The organism is uncultured Aggregatibacter sp., from assembly GCF_938046485.1.
Lineage (GTDB): Bacteria > Pseudomonadota > Gammaproteobacteria > Enterobacterales > Pasteurellaceae > Aggregatibacter.
The window spans coordinates 24,866-46,231 of sequence record NZ_CALIWN010000036.1 but is presented as its reverse complement, the minus strand read 5'-3'; the positions used below and the strand labels follow the sequence as shown (position 1 = coordinate 46,231).

Here is a 21,366-nt window from a genome sequence, read left to right as displayed (position 1 = left end):
TCTTCCTCAATAAAAACATCTTACACGGCCGACATTGGGCGAGAGATATTTTTATTGCGTGGCTGCTTGCCGTTAATGTGCTGGTTTATGTGTTGTTTGAGAATATTCCTATCACAACGTGTCATGTCTTGTTGTTAATTGTTAATCTTATTTGTTTATTTCACCCTTCTGCAAATGTATTTTTTCACTCAAAAAATACTGAATAGCACCATCGTCTCTTGAATCTCTCAATCAGGCGTACCGTGAATATAAATTTTATATGACTTTGTTAAAAATTTTATTCACTGTCATTCGTCAAGTTAGCAAGATTTATCCGTTTTTAATCTCTTATTTTTTGGAATAAAATGCTGATTTTTAGAAAAACAAAGTTTTTTATCTTTTGCTTTGTTTTTTCTTATTGCTGTGTTCACTTTACTCTAGATGAAAATTCTATTATAAATACGCACCTTTCTATCATTTAAAGAGACATTTTATGAGTGAACCAATCAATCAAGTTGAAAAATCTACATGGGCGAGTAAATTCTCTGCCTTAGGTCCCGGAATCGTCATGGCATCTGCTGCTGTTGGCGGTTCGCATATTATCGCATCCACCCAAGCCGGTGCGATTTATGGCTGGGAATTAGTGAGCATCGTAATTCTTGCGAATTTATTCAAATATCCTTTCTTCCGTTTCGGTGTGCAATATACCTTAGATACCGGCAATACCTTGTTGGAAGGTTACCGCCAAAAAGGTAAATTTTATTTGTGGCTATTCCTTGCATTAAATATTTTTGCCACCGTGATTAACACCGCCGCGGTAGGTTTGTTAACCGCAGCCATTTTAACTTTTGTGATCCCTATTCCATTGCCAATGCCGGTCCTCAGTTTATTGGTGATCGGTGTCACAACCGGTATTTTACTGTTAGGGAAATATCGCTTATTAGACAGCTTATCCAAAATCATCATGATCGCCTTAACTGTGACAACAGTCAGCGCCGTGGTGATTGCATTCATGCGTAACGGTATGCAAGGTGTCGCACCGGCAGATTTCGTTGCGCCTTCCCCGTGGGAATTAAGCAAATTGGCATTTTTAGTGGCATTAATGGGCTGGATGCCGGCGCCGATTGAAATTTCTGCCATTAACTCCATGTGGGTGGTGGCAAAACGTCGTTTGACCAAAGTGTCTTATCAAGATGGTTTGTTTGACTTCAACGTGGGTTACATCGGTACGGCGATTTTAGCGGTCGTGTTCTTGGCGCTTGGCGCATTGGTACAATTCGGTTCACCTGAAACCGTAGAAATGGTGGGCGGTAAATATATCGCGCAATTAATCAATATGTATGCCAGCACCATCGGTGAATGGGCGCGTTTATTGATTGCAGTGATTGCCTTCATGTGTATGTTTGGCACAACTATCACCGTTATCGACGGCTATTCCCGTACCAACGTTGAATCCTTGCGTTTATTACTTGGTAAACGCGAAAGCACCGTAAAAACCTTAAACATTGCCATGGTGCTTGCCGCGGTCTCCGGTTTAGCCATTATTTTCTATTTTAATAACGCCGTTGGTCCGATGTTGAAATTCGCTATGATCGCTTCCTTTGTTTCTGCGCCGGTGTTTGCATGGTTGAACTTATCCTTAACCATGAAAGCGAAACACAGCGTGAAAGGCGGATTATTGTGGTTATCCTTTATCGGCTTATTCTACCTAACCGCGTTTGCCGCACTCTTTATTGCACAGCAAGCCGGCTGGTTAGGCTAAAAATTTCTCTAAAAACGACCGCACTTTAAGGGTTTCTTTAAAGTGCGGTTCTTTTTTACGTTGTTTTAAGTGAAAATACATGGCGAACTTTTTATTTGCGTGGATATCCAATTGAAATATAAAAACAACCAATCTGTCCTTGTTGTCATTTATGCCAAAGAGAGCGGCAGAGTGCTTATGCTACAGCGTCGAGATGATCTGGCTTTCTGGCAATCGGTCACCGGTTCTTTGGAAGAACATGAAATGCCGTATGACGCTGCAGTGCGTGAAGTTTGGGAAGAAGTGCGGTTAAAAACGCCGTCAAAAAGCACCGCACTTTGGGATTGTCATGAAAGCGTAACGTTTGAAATTTTTCCGCATTTCCGCTATAAATACGCACCGAATGTTACCCACTGCCGAGAGCACTGGTTTTTGTTGGCCGTGGAGCAGGAATTTACCCCTGAATTAACCGAACATCTCGCTTTTCAATGGGTTTCGCCGGCACAGGCGGTGCAGATGACGAAATCCCCTAATAACGCAGAAGCGATAAGAAAATATTTATTTGATTTGACAAAATAGAAGGAAAACAACATGGCAGGCCATAGTAAGTGGGCAAATATTAAACACCGTAAAGCAGCACAAGATGCGCAACGTGGCAAAATCTTTACTAAATTAATTCGTGAATTGGTAACCGCTGCAAAAATCGGTGGCGGCGATGCGGGATCGAACCCACGTTTACGTGCGGCAGTGGATAAAGCGCTCAGCAACAACATGACCCGTGATACCATTAACCGTGCTATTGAGCGTGGTGTTGGTGGTGGCGATGACACCAATATGGAAACCAAAATCTATGAAGGTTACGGACCGGGTGGCACGGCTGTCATGGTGGAATGTTTAAGCGATAACGCCAATCGTACTATTTCTCAAGTTCGTCCAAGTTTTACCAAATGTGGCGGTAACTTAGGCACAGAAGGCTCTGTTGGTTATTTGTTCAGTAAAAAAGGATTGATTTTAGTGCTCCAAGCGGATGAAGATGCGTTAATGGAAGCGGCAATCGAAGCGGGTGCAGATGATGTTCAACCACAAGATGACGGTTCTTTCGAAATTTATACCGCTTGGGAAGAATTAGGCGCGGTGCGTGACGGTATTGAAGCCGCCGGTTTTAAAATTGAAAGCGCTGAAGTGACAATGATTCCATCAACGACAGTGGATTTGGATGCGGAAACTGCACCGAAACTATTGCGTTTAATTGATATGTTGGAAGACTGTGATGACGTACAAAACGTTTATCACAATGGTGAAATTAGCGATGAAGTCGCTGCAATGCTATAAGGAGCATTTATGAAATTTGTTAAAGTATTCTCTGCAATGGCTACAGTTGCCATTTTGGCGGCGTGTTCTAATGCAACAGCCAATGTCGAATCCAAAGCTGCCGGCGCCATGCCAACGATTACGGATAAAACCGTCGTGTATTCTTGCAACAAGAAAACTGTGACTGCCGTGTATCAATTCGAAGGTCAAGAACCGACAGGTGCAATGGTGATGGTCGGCAATAAAGTGATTGCAAAAGACTTTGCTCGCGATGCGTCTCAAAAAGATTTTACCGCATTTACTTCCGGCAACTATGTGTGGAATGTGGACAGCGGTTTAACCTTGGATAAATTTGATTCTGTCGTGCCGGTAAATCTTTTACAAAAAGGCAAAAAAGCCGACAAAATTATCGTGAAAAACTGTGATGTGAACGCGAAAGCGACCGCAAAAGCAAATCAATAAACTTTCACGTCAAATAAAAACGGCTAGGTCTTCTAGCCGTTTGTTTTATACCCGATTATGGCAATTATTTTAGGCATTGACCCCGGTTCGCGCGTGACCGGTTATGGCGTTATCCGACAAACCGGGCGACAATTGGAATACCTTGGCAGTGGTGCCATTCGCACTCAAGTAGATGATTTGCCAACCCGTTTAAAACGTATTTATGCCGGTGTGACTGAAATCATCACGCAATTTCAACCGGATATGTTTGCGATTGAACAAGTGTTTATGGCAAAAAATGCGGATTCAGCACTGAAACTCGGACAAGCTCGTGGTACGGCGATTGTTGCAGCGGTGAATCATGATTTGCCGGTGTTTGAATATGCAGCACGCCTAATCAAACAAACGGTGGTAGGTATTGGTTCGGCGGATAAAATTCAAGTGCAGGATATGGTGACTCGTATTCTTAAACTTTCCGATAAGCCACAAGCCGATGCGGCGGATGCTTTAGCGATCGCCATTACGCATGCCCATTCCATACAGCACTCTTTTCATGTGGCAGATGCCGCGGGTCAAAATGAAACGCAGGAAAAATTGACCGCACTTTTACGCACGCGATATAGTCGAGGCCGTTTCCGTTTAAAAATTTAACTGGATATTTATCCAGTTTTATTTTATGCTACGCACAATTTTTTACAGATAACTAGGATTACTATGATTGGTCATCTCACCGGCATTTTAATGGAAAAACAGCCACCGGAAATTTTGTTGGATGTGCAGGGTGTCGGCTATGAATTGTTGTTGCCGATGACAAGTTTTTATCATCTTCCCGAAGTGGGCAAACAAACCAGCTTATTTACCCATTTGGTCGTGCGTGAAGATGCTCATTTACTCTTTGGATTTGCACAAAAAACAGACCGCACTTTATTTCGTGAATTGATCAAAACCAATGGTGTAGGCCCTAAATTGGCGTTGGCAATTTTATCTGCCATGTCGGTAGATGAGTTTGCGTATGCCATTGAACGTGAAGAACTGTCAAAATTAGTGAAGATTCCGGGGGTCGGTAAAAAAACCGCAGAAAGACTCTTGGTTGAACTCAAAGGTAAATTTAAAGGCGTAAAAAATAACGACTTCTTTATGCAAGCGGATCATTTGCCAAGTCTTAGCATGGAAACCGTTGCAACCGCTGAACCTTCTAATGAGGCTGTTGCCGCATTGATCGCCTTGGGCTATAAGCCTGTCGATGCAGAGAAAATGGTGAAAAAAGTGTCTAAACCGGCGCTTTCCAGTGAGCAGTTAATTCGTGAAGCTTTAAAAGCCGCGTTGTAATTTGAGATAGACAAGATGATTGAAGCAGACAGAATTATCAGTGCTACGGCAAAATTAGACGAAGAGGTGATTGACCGTGCCATTCGCCCTAAGTTGTTGGCGGATTACGTGGGACAACCGCAAGTTTGCGAACAAATGGAAATTTTCATCAAAGCGGCACAATTACGTCAGGATGCGTTGGATCATTTGTTGATTTTTGGCCCGCCGGGATTAGGAAAAACCACATTGGCTAATATTGTCGCCAACGAAATGGGGGTAAATATTCGCACGACATCCGGTCCGGTTTTGGAAAAAGCGGGTGATTTAGCCGCCATGCTGACAAATCTTGAACCTCATGATGTGTTGTTTATTGATGAAATTCATCGCCTTTCACCGGCCATCGAAGAAGTCCTTTACCCGGCAATGGAAGATTATCAGCTGGACATCATGATTGGCGAAGGCCCGGCTGCCCGCTCCATTAAATTGGATTTACCGCCTTTTACGCTTATCGGTGCGACAACTCGGGCGGGTTCTTTAACCTCGCCATTACGCGATCGTTTTGGCATTGTGCAACGCTTGGAATTTTATTCCGTGCCCGATTTAACGTCCATTGTGTCAAGAAGTGCGGTCTGTTTGCAGCTTAAAATTGATGATTCGGCAGCCTATGAAATTGCTCGTCGCTCTCGCGGAACACCACGGATTGCCAATCGCTTATTGCGTCGAGTGCGAGATTATGCAGATGTGCGTAATAACGGCGTGATTACCGGAGCCATTGCCAAAGCGGCGCTGTCTATGTTAGATATTGATGATGCCGGGTTTGATTATTTGGACAGGAAGTTGCTGACAGCCGTTTTAGAGCGTTTTGATGGTGGTCCGGTGGGATTAGACAATTTAGCCGCGGCTATTGGGGAAGAGCGGGATACTATTGAAGATGTGCTGGAACCTTATTTAATTCAGCAGGGATTCTTACAACGAACACCTCGCGGAAGAATGGCGACCTCAACAACTTATCGTCATTTTGGCATTGAAAAAATATCATGTGAAGACTAAAAAACAAAAGGCTTATTCAATCAAATAAGCCTTTTGTTTCGTGAGAAATTACTGTGTTTGTTGCTGTTGTTTCATGCTGTTGAGTTTCGCCATGGCAACATCGCAACTTTTAATTTGCGTAGCTAACTCCATTTCGAGAATTTGTTTTTTACTTTGATTGAGCTTACTACGGATTTTATTGACTTGAGGGTGTGTACCTGGTTGTTTCTCCGCTTCTGCAATCAAATTTTCGGTTTCACTGAATAAATCCTTGCACTGTTGTGGAACGTTCGCAATGGATTTTGCGTTTTTGTCTTTATCCACGTCTGCGGCATTGGCTACATTTGAAACACTTGCAACCATCATTGTCGTGAAAAGTGCGGTAAAAATGTGCGTTATTTTTTGTGTCATATTGAAGCCTTTTTGTTGTTCAAGTTATCTTCAAAGTGTAAATCTTGCATGAAGTTATCAGAATCCTTTTGTGATGTCTAGTCTCTTTTTTCGAATCACCCTCATTTTTATGCAGTTAAAGTGAATAGATGTTGAAATTATGTTAATAGAATATATAATTTGATCCTGATCAATTTAGCCTAAATTACTTATTTTGAGTTGTTTTTGATTTAATTTCAAAAATGTGATCTTTGCGACATATTTCTCTATTCTTTATCCCTATATTTAGTAGTAGAATGTGCCAATCATTTGGGTTGTCTATGTAATCACTGATGTTTATCCAAATTAAGCCGCAGTCATTATAAAGATAATTTTCTTATGCAAATTCAAAACATTTTTGATGTTTATGGGGTGATTACTTGGTAATCATGAATTTAAGGACTTGTAGCTTTTACAAGGAGTCGAGATGTTAGACGTTGTTGAACTCTCAAGATTACAGTTTGCTTTAACGGCGCTGTATCACTTCATTTTTGTGCCGCTGACACTAGGATTGTCTTTCGTGCTTGTCATCATGGAAACGACCTATGTCGTAACAGGTAAAGAAGTGTATAAAGATATGACAAAATTTTGGGGTAAGTTATTTGGGATTAACTTTGCCCTAGGGGTAACGACCGGTATCATTATGGAATTCCAATTTGGTACGAACTGGTCTTACTATTCTCACTATGTAGGTGATATTTTTGGTGCGCCGTTGGCGATCGAAGCATTGCTTGCATTCTTCTTAGAATCAACATTTGTGGGTTTATTTTTCTTTGGTTGGGATCGCCTAACAAAAGGGAAACACCTATTGGCAACTTATTGTGTCGCCTTCGGTTCAAACCTTTCTGCGATGTGGATTTTGGTGGCAAACGGTTGGATGCAATCACCGACAGGTTCAGAATTTAATTTTGAAACCGTTCGTATGGAAATGACCAGCTTCTTAGATTTATGGTTGAATCCGGTTGCACAAAGTAAATTCTTGCATACCTTATCTGGCGGTTATGTTGCCGGTGCATTCTTTGTGTTGGCAATCAGTTCTTACTATTTGTTGAAAGGTCGTGATCTTGGCTTTGCTAAGCGTTCTTTCTCTATTGCGGCTACCTGGGGATTTATTGCCTCAATTGCCGTGCTAGTGATGGGCGATGAATCCGGTTACGATATTGGTAAAGCGCAACCTGTAAAATTAGCGGCGATGGAAGCTGAATTTGAAACGCATGCTGCGCCAGCGCCATTCCATCCTGTTGCTCTTCCGAATACCGCAGAAATGCGTAATGATTTTGCGATTGAAATTCCATACCTTGGTGGCTTAATTGCTACACGTTCTTTAGATAAAGAAATTACCGGTCTAAAAGAGCTTCAAGCAAAAAATGAAACGCGCGTTCGCAATGGTATTATGGCTTATGATTTGTTTACCCAGTTAAAAGCACAGAAAAAAGCAACAGGTCAGGTTAACCCAGAAACTAAAGCGCAATTTAATGAAGTGAAAGGCGATCTTGGTTTTGGATTGTTGTTAAAACGTTATACCGATAAAGTTGTGGATGCAACGGAAGATCAAATTAAACAAGCAGCACGTGATACCATTCCTAATGTTGGTCCGAACTTCTGGGCGTTCCGTGGAATGTTAGCTGCCGGTGGTTTAATTATCTTATTAACGTTTGGTGCATTTGTGCAAAATTTACGTAGTCGAGTCACTGCCTCACCCTTACTCCTTAAAGCATTGTTATGGGGATTACCATTGCCATTCTTAGCCATTGAATTTGGTTGGTTCCTAGCTGAGTATGGTCGTCAACCTTGGGCGATTTATGAAGTATTGCCTGTTGGTGTGTCGGCATCCAATTTAAGTGTGAGTGATCTCTGGTTCTCTATCGGGTTAATTTGTGTGCTTTATTTCTTCTTTATTATTGTTGAAATGTACTTAATGTTTAAATACGCCCGTTTAGGCCCGAGCGCATTAAAAACCGGTAAATACTACTTTGAGCAATCATCTAAATAAGCAGGAGACGAATTATGATTGATTATGAATTTCTACGTATTATTTGGTGGGTGCTAGTCATTGTATTGCTCATCGGTTTTTCCGTTACCGATGGTTTTGATATGGGCGTGACCGCACTTTTACCGGTTGCCGGTAAAAAAGAAGTTGAAAAGCGTATTATGATCAACTCCATTGCTCCTCACTGGGATGGTAACCAAGTATGGTTATTAACTGCCGGTGGTGCAATCTTTGCGGCATGGCCGATTGTGTATTCCGTAGCCTTCTCCGGTTTCTATATTGCCTTATTCTTAGTGTTGGCGGCATTATTTTTCCGTCCAATTGGCTTTGAATATCGTGCGAAAATTGATAACCCAACATGGCGTGCAGTATGGGATTGGGGCTTGTTTGCCGGCGGTTTTGTACCAGCATTAGTTTTCGGTGTGGCATTTGGTAATTTATTGCAAGGTGTGCCATTTGAATTAAATGAGCTTTCACAAGTGACCTATACAGGTTCGTTCTTTGCGTTATTAAACCCATTTGCACTACTTTGTGGCGTGCTAAGTCTTGCTATGTTAGTGACACACGGTGCAAACTGGTTACAAATGAAAACAACGGCAGAGTTGCGCAATCGTGCAAGAGCCATTACTCAAATTGGCGCATTAGTGACATTAATTACCTTTGTTCTTGCGGGCGTATGGCTTTCCTTTAAAGAAGGTTATGTTGTAACCAGCGTATTGGATCACTTTGCCCCATCTTCTCCAGCCTCCGGCAAAGAAGTGGCGGTTGAAGTTGGTGCATGGTTCAAGAACTTCAACGAGACTCCGGCTTTGTGGATCTTCCCAGCATTGGTTGTTATTGGTGCCTTATTAAATGTGGTTGCCTCTAAAGCAAATCGTTGTGGTTTTGCGTTCTTCTTCTCTGTATTAACCATGGCAGGCGTGATTATTACGGCTGCAGTATCCATGTTCCCATTTGTGATGCCTTCAAGTACTCACCCGGCACAAAGCTTATTAATGTGGGATGCAACATCAAGTGAACTAACCTTAACGTTAATGTTCTATCTTGCATTAGTCTTCGTGAGTATCTCATTGCTTTACACTATTTGGTCATACTACAAAATGTTTGGTCGTTTAGATGAAAGCTTTGTTGAAGACAATAAAAACACCTTATACTAAGGAGAATAATATGTTATATGCAATTTGGGTCATCGGTGTTTTATTCGCGATAGGCGTAAGTGCAAAAATTACAATGAACAAAGAGCGTTCAGGTCAATTTGACGAGTAATGCATGATTAACGCATTGTATCAATTAGCAAATAAGGGTTCGTTACGAACCCTTTCATTTGTTTTAGCACTGGCACTAACGATTTTTTTCTTTTTAAATGTCAATCAATTCTCAACACAGCTAAGAGCGGTTGAATTTTATTATGTTTTGGCAGTGATTTGGGGTGTTGTCATTTTATGGATTCATGGTATCGGTTTTGATATTCGAGCTGCGTTTTGGCGCGCAATTTTTATGCCATGGTTCGGCTATGTTGCAGCAATTATCGCACTGTTTAACAATCTACTCACTTAGAGATAATCCAACGGATATTTTTATGAGTGCTACTTGCTAATCATTTTGTAGCATTTTAAAATAGCCAACTTCTTGCCTTTTGAAGTTTGGTTAGGGATAAGAAAAATTGGAACAAAGTGTTTTTCATTATTCTGCTCGTGTTTATTATGAAGATACGGATGCAGGCGGAGTCGTTTATCATGCACGTTATTTGCATTTTTTAGAGCGTGCTAGAACAGAATATTTAAGAACATTTAATTTTTCTCAACAAGCATTGTTAGCGGAAAATAAAAGTGCCTTTGTCGTTAAATCCATGAATGTGGATTACCGAATTCCGGCAAAATTGGATGATTTATTACATATTGAAACCAGTATTACGGAAATAAAAGGGGCTTCTCTCATTTTCTCTCAAGCAATTAAACGAGATGAATTAACGTTGTGTCAGGCTACTGTAAAGGTAGCCTATGTTGATCTTGGAAAAATGAAACCTGTTGCGATCCCACAGGTAATCAAGACAATACTAACTCATCAAATATAAATAAATTATTTTCGGAGCATATAATGACCGCAGAGTTAAACTTTTTAGATTTGTTTCTAAAAGCGAGTATCGTTGTTCAGTTAGTGATTCTGATTCTTATCGCTTTCTCAATCACCTCTTGGGCAATTATTATTCAGCGTAGCCGTGTGTTAACAAAAGCCTTAAGAGAATCCATGGTATTTGAAGAACGCTTTTGGTCGGGCGAGGATTTAAATAAATTATATGAAGGGTTGTCTAATCGTCGTGATGGATTAACCGGTAGCGAACAGATTTTTTATGTTGGTTTTAAAGAGTTTACGCGTTTAAAACAAGCAAACCCAGATGCACCGGAAGCTATCATTAAAGGAAGTACCCGTGCAATGAATTTATCTATGAATCGCGAAATTGAAGATATTGAAACGCGCGTTCCATTCTTGGCAACCGTCGCATCCATTAGCCCATATATCGGTCTTTTTGGTACGGTTTGGGGGATTATGCACGCATTCATGTCATTAAGCGGAGCAAAACAAGCGACATTGCAAATGGTTGCACCAGGAATTGCCGAAGCGTTAATTGCAACAGCAATCGGTTTATTTGCAGCGATTCCGGCTGTTATGGCTTATAACCGTTTAAGTTTACGTGTAAATAAATTAGAGCAAAACTACGGCAATTTTATTGATGAGTTTACAACTATATTACACCGTCAAGTGTTTGGTAAAACGCATCATAATTAATTGTAACGAGTTCTCACCGCATTTTGATAAAGTGCGGTCATTATTTTAGCTGTTTTTAGAATTCTCAGTTTAGAGGGTTGATATGTCTTATCGTCGTCAGCGTCGCGATATCAAATCTGAAATCAATATTGTGCCATTTTTGGATGTGCTTTTAGTATTGGTTTTAATTTTTATGGCTACGGCGCCTATTATTAGTCAAAGTGTAGAAGTTGAATTGCCGGATGCCGTGCAAAGCCAAAATGTGTCTACTGAAGACAAAACACCGGTTATTTTAGAGGTATCGGGTGTGGGGCAGTACGCCATTTCAATTGGTGGTAACCGTACGGAAAATTTAACTGAAGATATGGTTACCCAATTATCAAAACAAGAGTTTGATAAAGATAACAATACGATGTTCTTAGTTGGTGGTGCAAAGGATGTGCCTTATGAAGAGGTGATTAAAGCACTGAATTTACTTCACCTTGCCGGCATTAAATCAGTTGGATTAATGACAAATCCCATTTAATAAATATAGGTAACGAGTGTGCAGAATAAGCGACAAAAAGGCGATGTTAATGCCGTTGTGATTTCGATCATAATGCACTTGGCTTTGTTTGTGTTATTAATTTTGAGCTCGCTCTATCATAACGTTGATATTATGGGCGGCGGAGAAGGTGATGATGGCGAAGTGATTGGTGCAGTCATGGTTGATACCGGTTCTGCCGCACAAGAATGGGGTCGAATTCAACAGCAGAAAAAAGGTCAAGCCGAAAAGCAAAAAAAACAATCTTTAGAAGATAAAAAACAGGAAGAACAAGCGCAAAAACAGGAAGAACAAAAACAACAAGAACAAAAACAACAAGAGGCGTTAAAAGAAGAGCAACAACGCCAAGAAGAAATTGCTCGACAAAAAGCACTGGAACAACAAAAAGAGCAGGAAAAACAAAAATTATTAGCTGAGCAGAAAAAACAGCAGGAAGAAACAGCCCGTCTGGAAGCGCTTGAAAAACAAAAGCAAGCTGAGGAAGCTAAGGCTAAACAAGCTGCTGAGGCGGCTAAATTAAAAGCAGATGCTGAAGCAAAACGGTTAGCTGCTGCGGCAAAACAAGCTGAAGAAGAGGCAAAAGCAAAGGCTGCAGCTATTGAAAAAGCAAAGCAAGAAGCTAAAGCAAAGGCTGAAGCGGAAGCCAAGGTGAAAGCTGAGGCGGAGGCTAAAGCAAAAGCGGATGCGGAAGCTAAGGCAAAAGCTGAGGCGAAAGCAAAAGCCGATGCAGAAGCTAAGGCGAAAGCCGAGGCTAAAGCAAAAGCCGATGCAGAAGCTAAGGCACAAGCAGAGGCTAAAGCAAAAGCGGACGCAGAAGCTAAGGCAAAAGCAGAGGCTAAAGCAAAGGCGGATGCCGAAGCGAAAGCAAAAGCGGAAGCCAAGGCAAAAGCAGATGCAAAAGCGAAGGCAGAGGCTGAAGCTAAGGCGAAAGCTGATGCTCAACGGAAAGCAGATCAAAATGCGCTAGATGATTTCTTTAACGGTGGTGACATCGGTGGAGGTAGCGCAACACGAGGTGGTAATGCAAATAAACAAGGAAGCCTTGGTGCAGGAGCATCAATGGGGGCGGGCGACGGTGGTAAAACCGGCTCGGCCTATGCCGGCATTGTTTACTCTTCGATAAAACCGTATTTTCGTGGCGATAATCGGTTTATCGGCAAAGTTTGCGATATTAAAATGGAAATTTCGAGTGATGGAACTATTTTGTCATATGAGAAAAAATCCGGACCAAATGATTTATGTGCTGCAGCATTAAATGCGATTTCACAAGCGAAAAAAATGCGTAGAGCGCCAACACCGGAAGAGTATCAAATGTTTAAGAGTTTTACACTTGGATTTGACCCAAGAAAAGTGCGGTAATTTTTTATTGCGTTTTTAAAACGATAGGAGAACAAATGAAAATTGTTATTCGAATTTTTAGTTTATGTATCATGCTGTTAGGGCTAACATCCGTTGCTCGAGCGGAGGTTCGTATCGTGATTGACGAAGTGATGGATTCTGCTCGTCCAATCGCTGTCGTGCCTTTTAAGTGGAACGGACCGGGCAGTGCCCCGGCGGATATTGCGCAAATCATTTCTGACGATTTGCGCAATAGTGGAAAATTTAATCCTATGCCAGTGGGGAAAATGCCTCAACAACCGACGTCAGCTGCGGAGGTGAATCCTCAACTTTGGTCTGCACAGGGTATTGAAGCGGTTATTGTTGGGCAAGTTACCCCATCCAATGGAGGCTTTGATATTGCGTATCAATTAGTGGATACCATGGGAAATGCCGGTTCGATTCTTTCACAAAATCAATATACGGTGACACAAAAATGGCTGCGTTATGGTGCTCATACGGTGAGCGATGAGTCCTTTGAAAAATTAACCGGTATTCGTGGCGCATTTAGAACCCGTATTGCGTATGTTGTACAAAAAAATGGGGGCTCTCAGCCTTACGAAGTTCGCGTAGCAGATTATGATGGATTTAATCAATTCATTATTAATAAGAGTTCCCAGCCATTTATGTCTCCGGCATGGTCTCCTGACGGCAAAAAACTTGCCTATGTTTCTTTTGAAAATAAAAAAGCGCAAATTATTTTACAAGATTTAGGATCCATGGCGCGTAAGGTCGTCGCGTCATTCCCTGGACATAATGGGGCGCCGGCATTTTCTCCGGATGGTTCAAGATTAGCTTTTGCGTCTTCAAAAGATGGCGTATTAAATATTTATGTAATAAATTTGGGTAGTGGACAGGTTTCTCAGTTAACCAGTGGTGCCGGCAATAATACCGAACCATCTTGGTCGCCTGATGGCCAATCAATCGTGTTCACCTCCGACAGAGGCGGCTCTCCGCAAGTTTACCGTATGAGTGCAACCGGTGGCGGTGTATCTTTAGTTGGTGGACGTGGTAGTGGCCAAATCAGCGCAGATGGCAATACGTTAGTGATGGTAGATGGAAGTAATAGCATCGTGAAACAAGATTTGGCATCAGGTAGCTCCGAAGTGCTAAGTTCAACTTTTTTAGATGAAAGTCCAAGTATTTCACCTAATGGTATTATGATTATTTACAGCTCTACCCAAGGCTTGGGAAAGGTGTTACAATTAGTGTCCACAGACGGACGCTTTAAAGCACGTTTACCAGGAAATGATGGACAAGTGAAATTTCCAGCTTGGTCACCATACTTAACTAAATAAACAAGGAGAATTCAATGAATAAATTAACCAAAGCATTGTTAGTTGCTGGTTCTGTAGCTGTATTAGCAGCTTGCGGATCTTCAAATAAAACTGAAAACGGTAACGGTAATGGTAATGGCCAAACTTTTGGCGGCTATTCTGTTCAAGATTTGCAACAACGTTATAACACTGTATATTTCGGTTTTGATAAATACAATATTGAAGGCGAATATGCTCAAATCTTAGATGCTCATGCTGCATACTTGACAGCTACCCCAGCAACAAGTGTTCGTGTTGAAGGTAACACCGATGAACGTGGTACACCAGAATACAACATGGCATTAGGTGAACGTCGTGCGCACGCAGTGCAAAGCTTCTTAACCTCTAAAGGTGTTCAAGGTAGCCAAATCTCTACCGTTTCTTACGGTGAAGAAAAACCAGCAGTATTAGGTCATGACGAAGCTGCTTACTCTAAAAACCGTCGTGCTGTGTTAGCGTACTAATTCTTGCAAGACGAATAAAAAAAGCCGAGCTTATGCTCGGTTTTTTATTATGGGAAAAAGAATGAAAATTATCTTTCTCTGAGATTAACATGATGCCTTTGAACCTGTGAAAGGCTTATAAGAGAGTGTTTCCTATAATCTGTGTATAATAGTATAAAATGCAGTTTCACTGCACTTTTTAGAGAACTATTATGGGTTTATCCCAATGGTTTTCGTTGTTTTATCGTATTTTAATCCAGAGTGAGATCCCTCGGATCCGTTAAAATAGATATCTTTGGGTTGAGAGCAAGCCGTGATTGTTAATATGCCGGCAAGTATAAAGAGTAGTTTTTTCATGGGGTACCTAATTTGCTAATGAAAGACGAGTTAATTATAACATAGTCTCAACTTATTCGTTTATGGTTTATTATCGGATTTAACATTGTGTATGCATTTTAAAGGCAAGCTAATAAAGAGATTAAAAATTGCATTGAAACATTTTTGCTTTTGCTAGGGATAGTAGAGCAGGTAAGAGTAGGATGATGTTACTTTTAAAAAGTAGCTCGTATTCACAATTCATTTACTTGAATGAAGTAACATTTACACAAAAAAATGATACGCTAGGAAATCAATCTGAAAATATTGATTGGTTTGGTGGGTCGTGAAGGATTCGAACCTTCGACCAACGGATTAAAAGTCCGCTGCTCTACCGACTGAGCTAACGACCCAACAATATGATTTATTTGGAGGATTTTAAAGAATAAACCATCTTTAAAATGGTGCCCGAGGCCAGACTTGAACTGGCACGCCTCGAAAGGCGAGGGATTTTAAATCCCTTGTGTCTACCGATTCCACCACTCGGGCAAAATAACTAACTGCGCTAAAAGGTTATGGAGGCGTGTCCCGGAGTCGAACCGAGCTACATGGATTTGCAATCCAGTGCATAACCGCTTTGCTAACACGCCGTTAGTTTGGAGCGGGAAACGAGGCTCGAACTCGCGACCCCGACCTTGGCAAGGTCGTGCTCTACCAACTGAGCTATTCCCGCATTCGCTGTTAGTGGCGTGCATTTTACTGACTTATGTCTCACTGTCAATAAACAATTTAGAAAAATAAATGTGTTTGTTGAAAAAAAATGCAAATTTTAAAATTTCAATAGTAAATTTTTCATTTATTTGATGAAACCGTTATAAAAATCTCCTTTAATCACATTGTGCTTTGTGCCAAAATGCATGCACGATTTTTATCAAAAGTGCGGTATAAAATTTTGTTATTTTATCGGAGGATTTATGACGCAAGAATATGAGATTGATACCTTATTGGCTCAAGCCGGTAATCGTACAGATGCGCGGACCGGTGCAGTTTCCACACCAATTTTCCTTTCTACGGCTTATGGGCATCATGGCATCGGTGAAAGTACCGGATTTGATTACACAAGAACGAAAAACCCGACCCGCAGTGTACTAGAAGAAACTATTGCTAAATTAGAAAAAGGTGATCGCGGATTTGCTTGTTCTTCCGGTATGGCGGCAATTCAATTACTAATGTCTCTCTTTACCTCACCGGATGAGTGGATTGTATCCAGCGATGTATATGGTGGCACCTATCGATTATTGGATTTTTGCTATAAAAATACGCACGGTGTGAAACCGGTCTATGTGAATACCGCGTCTGTCAGTGAGATTGAGGCGGCGATTACGCCAAATACCAAAGCCATTTTTATTGAAACCCCTTCTAATCCGTTAATGGAAGAATGTGATGTGGATGCGATTGCGAAGGTGGCGAAAAAACACAATTTATTACTTATTGTGGATAATACGTTCTTAACACCGGTGTTGTTCCGTCCAATGGAGCATGGTGCAGACATTGTTATCCACAGTGGTACGAAATATATTGCCGGTCATAATGATGTATTGGTTGGTTTAATTGTGGCGAAAGGGCAGGAATTATGTGATCGTCTATTTTACATTCAAAATGGTTCCGGTCCGGTGCTGTCACCATTTGATTCTTGGTTAACCATTCGAGGCATGAAAACTTTAGCTTTACGTATGCAACGTCATGAAGAAAATGCGAAAGCGGTTGCCGAATTTTTACGCCAACAGCCACAAGTTAAAGATGTGTTATACCCAAATAAGGGCGGAATGCTCTCTTTCCGTTTACAGGATGAAAATTGGGTAAATACTTTCTTAAAAGCCATTAAATTAATTACCTTTGCTGAAAGCCTTGGCGGCACGGAAAGTTTTATTACCTATCCGGCAACGCAAACACACATGGATATTCCTGAAGCGGAGCGTATTGCTCGCGGTATTACAAATAATCTATTGCGTTTTTCAGTAGGATTAGAAAACATTGAGGATATTAAAGCGGATTTAATGCAGGCGTTTGCACAACTTAAATAAGTCATTCAGGGAGGGCAAAATGAAAGTTGCGGTGTACAGTACAAAAAGTTATGACCGAAAGTATTTAGAATTAATTAATGCTAAGTATGGGCTGGTGCTAGAGTTTTTTGATTTTATGCTTAGCGAGCGAACAGCAAAAATGGCGGAACATTGTGATGCCGTATGCATTTTTGTCAATGATGACGGAAGTCGAAAAGTGTTGGAAAAACTGGCCGCACTTGGCGTAAAAATTATCGCATTACGTTGTGCCGGCTTTAATAATGTAGATTTAAAAGCGGCACAAGAGCTAGGCTTAACTGTGGTTCGTGTACCGGCCTACTCACCGGAAGCTGTCGCGGAACATACGGTTGGGCTAATGCTGACGTTAAATCGCCGTATTCACCGCGCTTATCAACGCACTCGTGAAGCGAACTTTTCTTTGGAAGGGTTGATAGGTTTTAATATGCATGGCCGAACTGTTGGGGTGATTGGCACCGGTAAGATTGGTGTGGCTGTTATGCGCATTCTAAAAGGGTTCGGTATGCATATTTTGGCGTATGATCCGTTTAAAAATAAGGCAGCAGAAGAGCTTGGAGCAGAATATGTGACGTTAGATGAAATTTATCATCGTTCACATATCATTACGTTGCACTGCCCTGCTACACCGGAAAACTACCATTTATTAAATCGTGATGCGTTTGCCAAAATGAAAGATGGCGTCATGATTATTAACACCAGTCGTGGCACTTTAATTGATACGCAAGCTGCGATTGATGCGTTAAAACAACGTAAAATCGGTTCTTTAGGAATGGATGTATATGAAAACGAAAGAGATTTATTCTTTGAAGACAAATCTAATGAAGTCATTTTAGATGATGTTTTCCGTCGCTTATCATCTTGTCACAATGTCTTACTCACTGGGCATCAAGCCTTTTTAACAGAAGAAGCGTTAACCAGTATTGCCGATGTGACCTTATCGAATATTTATGCGGTGGGGAGCGGTAAGCCTTGTGATAACAAGGTGCTACCATCTTAGTTTTTAGCAATTAAACTAATTTGTGCGAATGGCTCCACGCTATGCTATTATGCGCAGACATTTAAACAAGCAATGCCAGATCAAATGGCATGATTCATCAAAAGAAATAAGGACAGAAAAATGAGTGAAGTATTACATTCCAGCGATGCAACTTTCGTAGCCGATGTGGTCAATTCTGACGTGCCGGTATTGTTAGATTTTTGGGCACCATGGTGTGGTCCGTGCAAAATGATTGCCCCAGTTTTAGACGAGTTGGCAGTTGAATTTGCTGGTAAAGTAAAGATTGTGAAAATCAATATCGACGACAATCAAGCCACACCGGCACAATTCGGTGTTCGTAGCATCCCGACATTATTGTTGTTCAAAGACGGCAAACCGGTAGCAAGCCAAGTAGGTGCATTGCCTAAAAATCAATTAGCCGCGTTCATCAATCAAAATATCTAACGCATTTTGATGCGAGGATAATATTGAATCTGGCAGCGACTTCTAAGATTTGTTGCTGTCAGATTAATTTATCTTAAAATGTTTTCTAAAGGAGGGTATCAGTCCTTTAATTGAATGCAGAAACCCTCAATTCTCCGATTGATATCACTTCCAGAAACTTATCCTGCCGTTTTACTCATCAAAGATCGTTGGGTTCATCTAAGAAAAACGCCCAACCTAATGCATTACATTAACTTGGGCGCAATAAAGAAGATTTGAATGTATTAGCGTTTATTTATGCCTTATTCATCAAACATCGCTGAAATAGATTCTTCATTACTGATACGGCGAATCGCTTCGGCAAGCATTTTTGAAAGCGTTAAGGCACGCACTTTTCCTAATGCGATAATTTCATCGGTAAGAGGAATGGTATCGGTCACAACGATTTCATCAAGGGCATCACTGGCAAGATTTTTTGCTGCGGAACCGGAGAAAACCGCATGAGTCGCATAAGCAAATACACGTTTTGCGCCACGTTCTTTTAATGCTTCCGCGGCTTTGCATAAAGTACCGCCGGTATCGATCATGTCATCTACTAAGATACAGTCGCGATCAGCCACATCCCCGATAATATGCATGACTTGAGAAACGTTAGCACGTGGGCGACGTTTATCGATAATTGCCATATCCGTATCGTTTAATAGTTTGGCCACAGCACGGGCACGCACAACACCGCCAATGTCTGGAGAGACCACGATTGGATTTACTAAATCGGTTTTCTTTAAAATATCTTCAATTAACACCGGAGAGCCGAATACGTTATCCACCGGTACATCAAAGAATCCTTGGATTTGTTCTGCGTGTAAATCACAGGTTAATACACGGTCAACGCCGACACCGGATAAGAAATCTGCCACCACTTTTGCGGTAATTGGCACACGCGCAGAACGAACACGGCGATCTTGGCGGGCATAGCCGAAATAAGGCACCACAGCGGTAATACGGCCTGCAGAAGCGCGACGCAGTGCATCAACCATTACTAACAATTCCATTAAGTTGTCATTGGTGGGTGCACAGGTGGATTGAATAATGAATACATCGCTACCACGAACATTTTCATTAATTTGCACTTGCACTTCACCGTCACTAAAACGGCCAACGGTTGCATCGCTTAATTTGGTTTTTAAGCATATTGAAATACGTTTGGCGAGTTCCGGTGTTGCATTACCGGCGAAGAGTTTAATATCAGGCATATTCGTTTAACCTCGGGAGTTATAGATTTATTAAGTAAGTATTAGCGGCTTGAGTCGGGCAAATTTTCAACATTTGTGCGTTGTAACATGGCATGTAATGGAGAAAGGTTTAATCCTTTTGCAACAAAGCCAAAGCAATTTTGGGGCTTTGCCTCAAGAACCCATTGTGCAGATTTTTCATCATCAAATTCTGCAAAAACACAAGCACCGGTTCCGGTGAGTCTGGCCGGTGCATATTTTACCAACCAGTTAAGCAATTCTTCAACCTCAGAATAATGATCACGAACAACTTTTTCGCAATCGTTTGCGTATTCTTCTTGGAGTAATTGTGACAACGGTTTCTTTGGTGTTTGGCGTGGTAAATCGGGATCTGAAAATATAACAGCTGTGGAAATGGAGACATTCGGTTTGAGCACGACATACCATTTTTCCGGTGCTTCGCAATAGGTGATTTGTTCACCGACACCTTCTGCAAAAGCCGCTTTGCCATGCACGAAGATAGGGACATCGGCACCTAATGTTAAGCCTAATTTAGCCAATTTTTCAGTTGTTAAGCCCGTTTTCCATAACTCATTTAATGCCACTAAAGTCGTTGCTGCATTGGATGAACCACCGCCGACACCACCACCAATCGGCAAAATTTTATCCAATTCAAGATCGGCACCAAGTGACGTATTAGTATGGCGTTGAAGCAAGGTTGCGGCACGATAAATTAAGTTATCTTCTACGTTTAAATCAGGAATGGATGAGACTAAATTAATTTTGCCATCATTTCTCACTTTAATTGATAGCCAATCACCAAAGTCTAAAAATTGAAATAATGTTTGTAATTCATGGTAGCCATCGGGGCGTTTGCCATTGATGTATAAGAAAAGATTTAATTTAGCCGGGCAAGGAAAGCGCAACGGTTGTGCGCTTTCCAATGACGGATGAGATAAAAGTGCGGTGGAAAATTGATATGTTTTCATGCCTTAGAATTTCCATTCATCAACACGGATTTTCAGCGTTTGTCCGTCAGTTTTCAGCAAGATATTTTCCGGCATTGGTGGTTGAGAGCTGGATTGATAAGACAAATAATCCGCCGTCCACGTTTTACCGTCAAAGAAATGCGTGAACGAGGCGAGTAGATGATTTTCACCCACATGGTAGTCATCACTGTCTTTCGGTTGACCTTTTAACCAAAAAGCAAATTGATCCAATGGGAAGTCCATACCAATAATTTCCCGTAACAACATTTTGGCATCTGCGGCAGAACGTTGACGCCCTTTATTATCGGAAATGGTCATGCCTTGGGCGTGCATTTGAATTTGCAACGTTTCGCTACTGAGGGTCGAATACAATTTCAGCGTATAATTTTGGGGATTATGGTATTGCCAGTCAAAACGAGTAGAAAACCGTTCTTTTTTGCTGATATAGCCAAGCTGCCCTAAGGCTTGATAGCCTTCAATTCGTTTAATTTGTTGCAAATGTTGTTGCCAAGTCGGATCAGTGCTGTCGATATGTTTGACATCTGTTGGGCGTTGTTCATCGGTGACGACACAACCGGTTAAGAGTAAACCGATAAATAGCATCCACAAATAAGAGGTTAGTGTTTTCATAAGT

The 21,366-nt window shown here is 41.3% G+C and carries 23 protein-coding genes and 4 tRNA genes; 19 read left to right on the top strand and 8 right to left on the bottom strand.

Annotated elements, in window-relative coordinates:
* The first annotated feature begins 472 nt into the window (after positions 1 to 472).
* The 7 genes from Q0203_RS04965 (at position 473) to ruvB (ending at position 5,830) form a co-directional block, all read left to right on the top strand.
* Entirely contained in the window at positions 473 to 1,741 is a 1,269-nt protein-coding gene (locus Q0203_RS04965; protein WP_297929976.1) for an NRAMP family divalent metal transporter, read from the top strand.
* 111 nt (positions 1,742 to 1,852) lie between these two features.
* Positions 1,853 to 2,299, top strand: coding sequence for a dihydroneopterin triphosphate diphosphatase (gene nudB, locus Q0203_RS04960; RefSeq protein WP_297929974.1), 447 nt, complete (start codon positions 1,853 to 1,855; stop codon positions 2,297 to 2,299).
* Between the two features lie 12 nt (positions 2,300 to 2,311).
* The gene (locus Q0203_RS04955) at positions 2,312 to 3,052 is read left to right on the top strand and encodes a YebC/PmpR family DNA-binding transcriptional regulator (protein ID WP_297929973.1); all 741 of its coding nucleotides are present in this window, start codon (positions 2,312 to 2,314) and stop codon (positions 3,050 to 3,052) included.
* Between the two features lie 9 nt (positions 3,053 to 3,061).
* Positions 3,062 to 3,493 (top strand): hypothetical protein, encoded by a 432-nt coding sequence (locus tag Q0203_RS04950; protein WP_209364444.1) that lies wholly within the window; start codon positions 3,062 to 3,064, stop codon positions 3,491 to 3,493.
* A 57-nt stretch (positions 3,494 to 3,550) separates the two neighbouring features.
* Positions 3,551 to 4,123, top strand: coding sequence for a crossover junction endodeoxyribonuclease RuvC (gene ruvC, locus Q0203_RS04945; RefSeq protein ID WP_297929971.1), 573 nt, complete (start codon positions 3,551 to 3,553; stop codon positions 4,121 to 4,123).
* A gap of 63 nt (positions 4,124 to 4,186) precedes the next feature.
* Positions 4,187 to 4,801 carry a Holliday junction branch migration protein RuvA gene (gene ruvA / locus Q0203_RS04940; protein WP_297929969.1) on the top strand — a complete coding sequence of 205 codons (615 nt, stop codon included), beginning with the start codon at positions 4,187 to 4,189 and terminating at the stop codon, positions 4,799 to 4,801.
* Between the two features lie 15 nt (positions 4,802 to 4,816).
* Positions 4,817 to 5,830, top strand: a complete 1,014-nt coding sequence (ruvB, locus tag Q0203_RS04935) for a Holliday junction branch migration DNA helicase RuvB (RefSeq protein WP_297929967.1) — start codon at positions 4,817 to 4,819, stop codon at positions 5,828 to 5,830.
* Positions 5,831 to 5,878: 48 nt separating this feature from the next.
* Here the strand turns inward: ruvB and Q0203_RS04930 are convergent, their stop codons facing one another.
* On the bottom strand, positions 5,879 to 6,220 hold the full coding sequence (locus Q0203_RS04930) for a DUF5339 domain-containing protein (protein ID WP_021615170.1): 342 nt from the start codon (positions 6,218 to 6,220) through the stop codon (positions 5,879 to 5,881).
* Between the two features lie 445 nt (positions 6,221 to 6,665).
* On the opposite strand from Q0203_RS04930, the gene Q0203_RS04925 reads away from it, so the two are divergent.
* The 9 genes from Q0203_RS04925 (at position 6,666) to pal (ending at position 14,695) form a co-directional block, all read left to right on the top strand.
* Positions 6,666 to 8,231: a cytochrome ubiquinol oxidase subunit I gene (locus Q0203_RS04925; protein WP_021615169.1), complete on the top strand. Its 1,566-nt coding sequence runs from the start codon at positions 6,666 to 6,668 to the stop codon at positions 8,229 to 8,231.
* Between the two features lie 14 nt (positions 8,232 to 8,245).
* On the top strand, positions 8,246 to 9,385 hold the full coding sequence (gene cydB, locus Q0203_RS04920; RefSeq protein ID WP_209364448.1) for a cytochrome d ubiquinol oxidase subunit II: 1,140 nt from the start codon (positions 8,246 to 8,248) through the stop codon (positions 9,383 to 9,385).
* Between the two features lie 112 nt (positions 9,386 to 9,497).
* A complete protein-coding gene (gene ybgE / locus Q0203_RS04915) occupies positions 9,498 to 9,785 on the top strand; it encodes a cyd operon protein YbgE (RefSeq protein WP_021615167.1) in 288 nt (95 codons plus the stop codon).
* 106 nt (positions 9,786 to 9,891) lie between these two features.
* On the top strand, positions 9,892 to 10,302 hold the full coding sequence (gene ybgC, locus Q0203_RS04910) for a tol-pal system-associated acyl-CoA thioesterase (RefSeq protein WP_297929964.1): 411 nt from the start codon (positions 9,892 to 9,894) through the stop codon (positions 10,300 to 10,302).
* Between the two features lie 23 nt (positions 10,303 to 10,325).
* Positions 10,326 to 11,015 (top strand): protein TolQ, encoded by a 690-nt coding sequence (gene tolQ, locus Q0203_RS04905; RefSeq protein WP_021615165.1) that lies wholly within the window; start codon positions 10,326 to 10,328, stop codon positions 11,013 to 11,015.
* An 82-nt stretch (positions 11,016 to 11,097) separates the two neighbouring features.
* On the top strand, positions 11,098 to 11,520 hold the full coding sequence (tolR, locus tag Q0203_RS04900; RefSeq protein ID WP_021615164.1) for a colicin uptake protein TolR: 423 nt from the start codon (positions 11,098 to 11,100) through the stop codon (positions 11,518 to 11,520).
* 18 nt (positions 11,521 to 11,538) lie between these two features.
* On the top strand, positions 11,539 to 12,897 hold the full coding sequence (tolA, locus tag Q0203_RS04895; RefSeq protein WP_297929962.1) for a cell envelope integrity protein TolA: 1,359 nt from the start codon (positions 11,539 to 11,541) through the stop codon (positions 12,895 to 12,897).
* A 35-nt stretch (positions 12,898 to 12,932) separates the two neighbouring features.
* Entirely contained in the window at positions 12,933 to 14,213 is a 1,281-nt protein-coding gene (gene tolB, locus Q0203_RS04890) for a Tol-Pal system beta propeller repeat protein TolB (protein ID WP_295976229.1), read from the top strand.
* Between the two features lie 14 nt (positions 14,214 to 14,227).
* Positions 14,228 to 14,695: a peptidoglycan-associated lipoprotein Pal gene (gene pal / locus Q0203_RS04885; RefSeq protein WP_295976232.1), complete on the top strand. Its 468-nt coding sequence runs from the start codon at positions 14,228 to 14,230 to the stop codon at positions 14,693 to 14,695.
* 631 nt (positions 14,696 to 15,326) lie between these two features.
* Here pal and Q0203_RS04880 read toward each other — a convergent pair.
* From Q0203_RS04880 to Q0203_RS04865, 4 genes are all read right to left on the bottom strand, one after another.
* Positions 15,327 to 15,402 (bottom strand) — tRNA-Lys (locus Q0203_RS04880).
* Positions 15,403 to 15,451: 49 nt separating this feature from the next.
* Positions 15,452 to 15,538 (bottom strand) — tRNA-Leu (locus tag Q0203_RS04875).
* A 27-nt stretch (positions 15,539 to 15,565) separates the two neighbouring features.
* Positions 15,566 to 15,639, bottom strand: a tRNA-Cys gene (locus tag Q0203_RS04870).
* Positions 15,640 to 15,646: 7 nt separating this feature from the next.
* Positions 15,647 to 15,722 (bottom strand) — tRNA-Gly (locus tag Q0203_RS04865).
* Positions 15,723 to 15,963: 241 nt separating this feature from the next.
* Between Q0203_RS04865 and Q0203_RS04860 the strand changes: the two genes are divergently transcribed.
* The 3 genes from Q0203_RS04860 to trxA all read left to right on the top strand — a co-directional run bounded on the left by Q0203_RS04860 (position 15,964) and on the right by trxA (position 18,532).
* Positions 15,964 to 17,073: a methionine biosynthesis PLP-dependent protein gene (locus Q0203_RS04860; RefSeq protein WP_297929960.1), complete on the top strand. Its 1,110-nt coding sequence runs from the start codon at positions 15,964 to 15,966 to the stop codon at positions 17,071 to 17,073.
* Positions 17,074 to 17,092: 19 nt separating this feature from the next.
* On the top strand, positions 17,093 to 18,088 hold the full coding sequence (locus Q0203_RS04855) for a 2-hydroxyacid dehydrogenase (RefSeq protein WP_033002311.1): 996 nt from the start codon (positions 17,093 to 17,095) through the stop codon (positions 18,086 to 18,088).
* A 120-nt stretch (positions 18,089 to 18,208) separates the two neighbouring features.
* Positions 18,209 to 18,532: a thioredoxin gene (gene trxA / locus Q0203_RS04850; protein WP_021615158.1), complete on the top strand. Its 324-nt coding sequence runs from the start codon at positions 18,209 to 18,211 to the stop codon at positions 18,530 to 18,532.
* Positions 18,533 to 18,813: 281 nt separating this feature from the next.
* Here trxA and Q0203_RS04845 read toward each other — a convergent pair whose 3' ends face one another.
* Genes Q0203_RS04845 through lolB form a run of 3 tightly spaced genes read right to left on the bottom strand, consistent with a single transcriptional unit; the run spans position 18,814 to position 21,362 of the window.
* Positions 18,814 to 19,764: a ribose-phosphate pyrophosphokinase gene (locus Q0203_RS04845; RefSeq protein ID WP_021615156.1), complete on the bottom strand. Its 951-nt coding sequence runs from the start codon at positions 19,762 to 19,764 to the stop codon at positions 18,814 to 18,816.
* 41 nt (positions 19,765 to 19,805) lie between these two features.
* On the bottom strand, positions 19,806 to 20,732 hold the full coding sequence (ispE, locus tag Q0203_RS04840) for a 4-(cytidine 5'-diphospho)-2-C-methyl-D-erythritol kinase (protein ID WP_297929957.1): 927 nt from the start codon (positions 20,730 to 20,732) through the stop codon (positions 19,806 to 19,808).
* 3 nt (positions 20,733 to 20,735) lie between these two features.
* Positions 20,736 to 21,362, bottom strand: coding sequence for a lipoprotein insertase outer membrane protein LolB (lolB, locus tag Q0203_RS04835; RefSeq protein ID WP_297929955.1), 627 nt, complete (start codon positions 21,360 to 21,362; stop codon positions 20,736 to 20,738).
* Positions 21,363 to 21,366 lie beyond the last annotated feature (4 nt).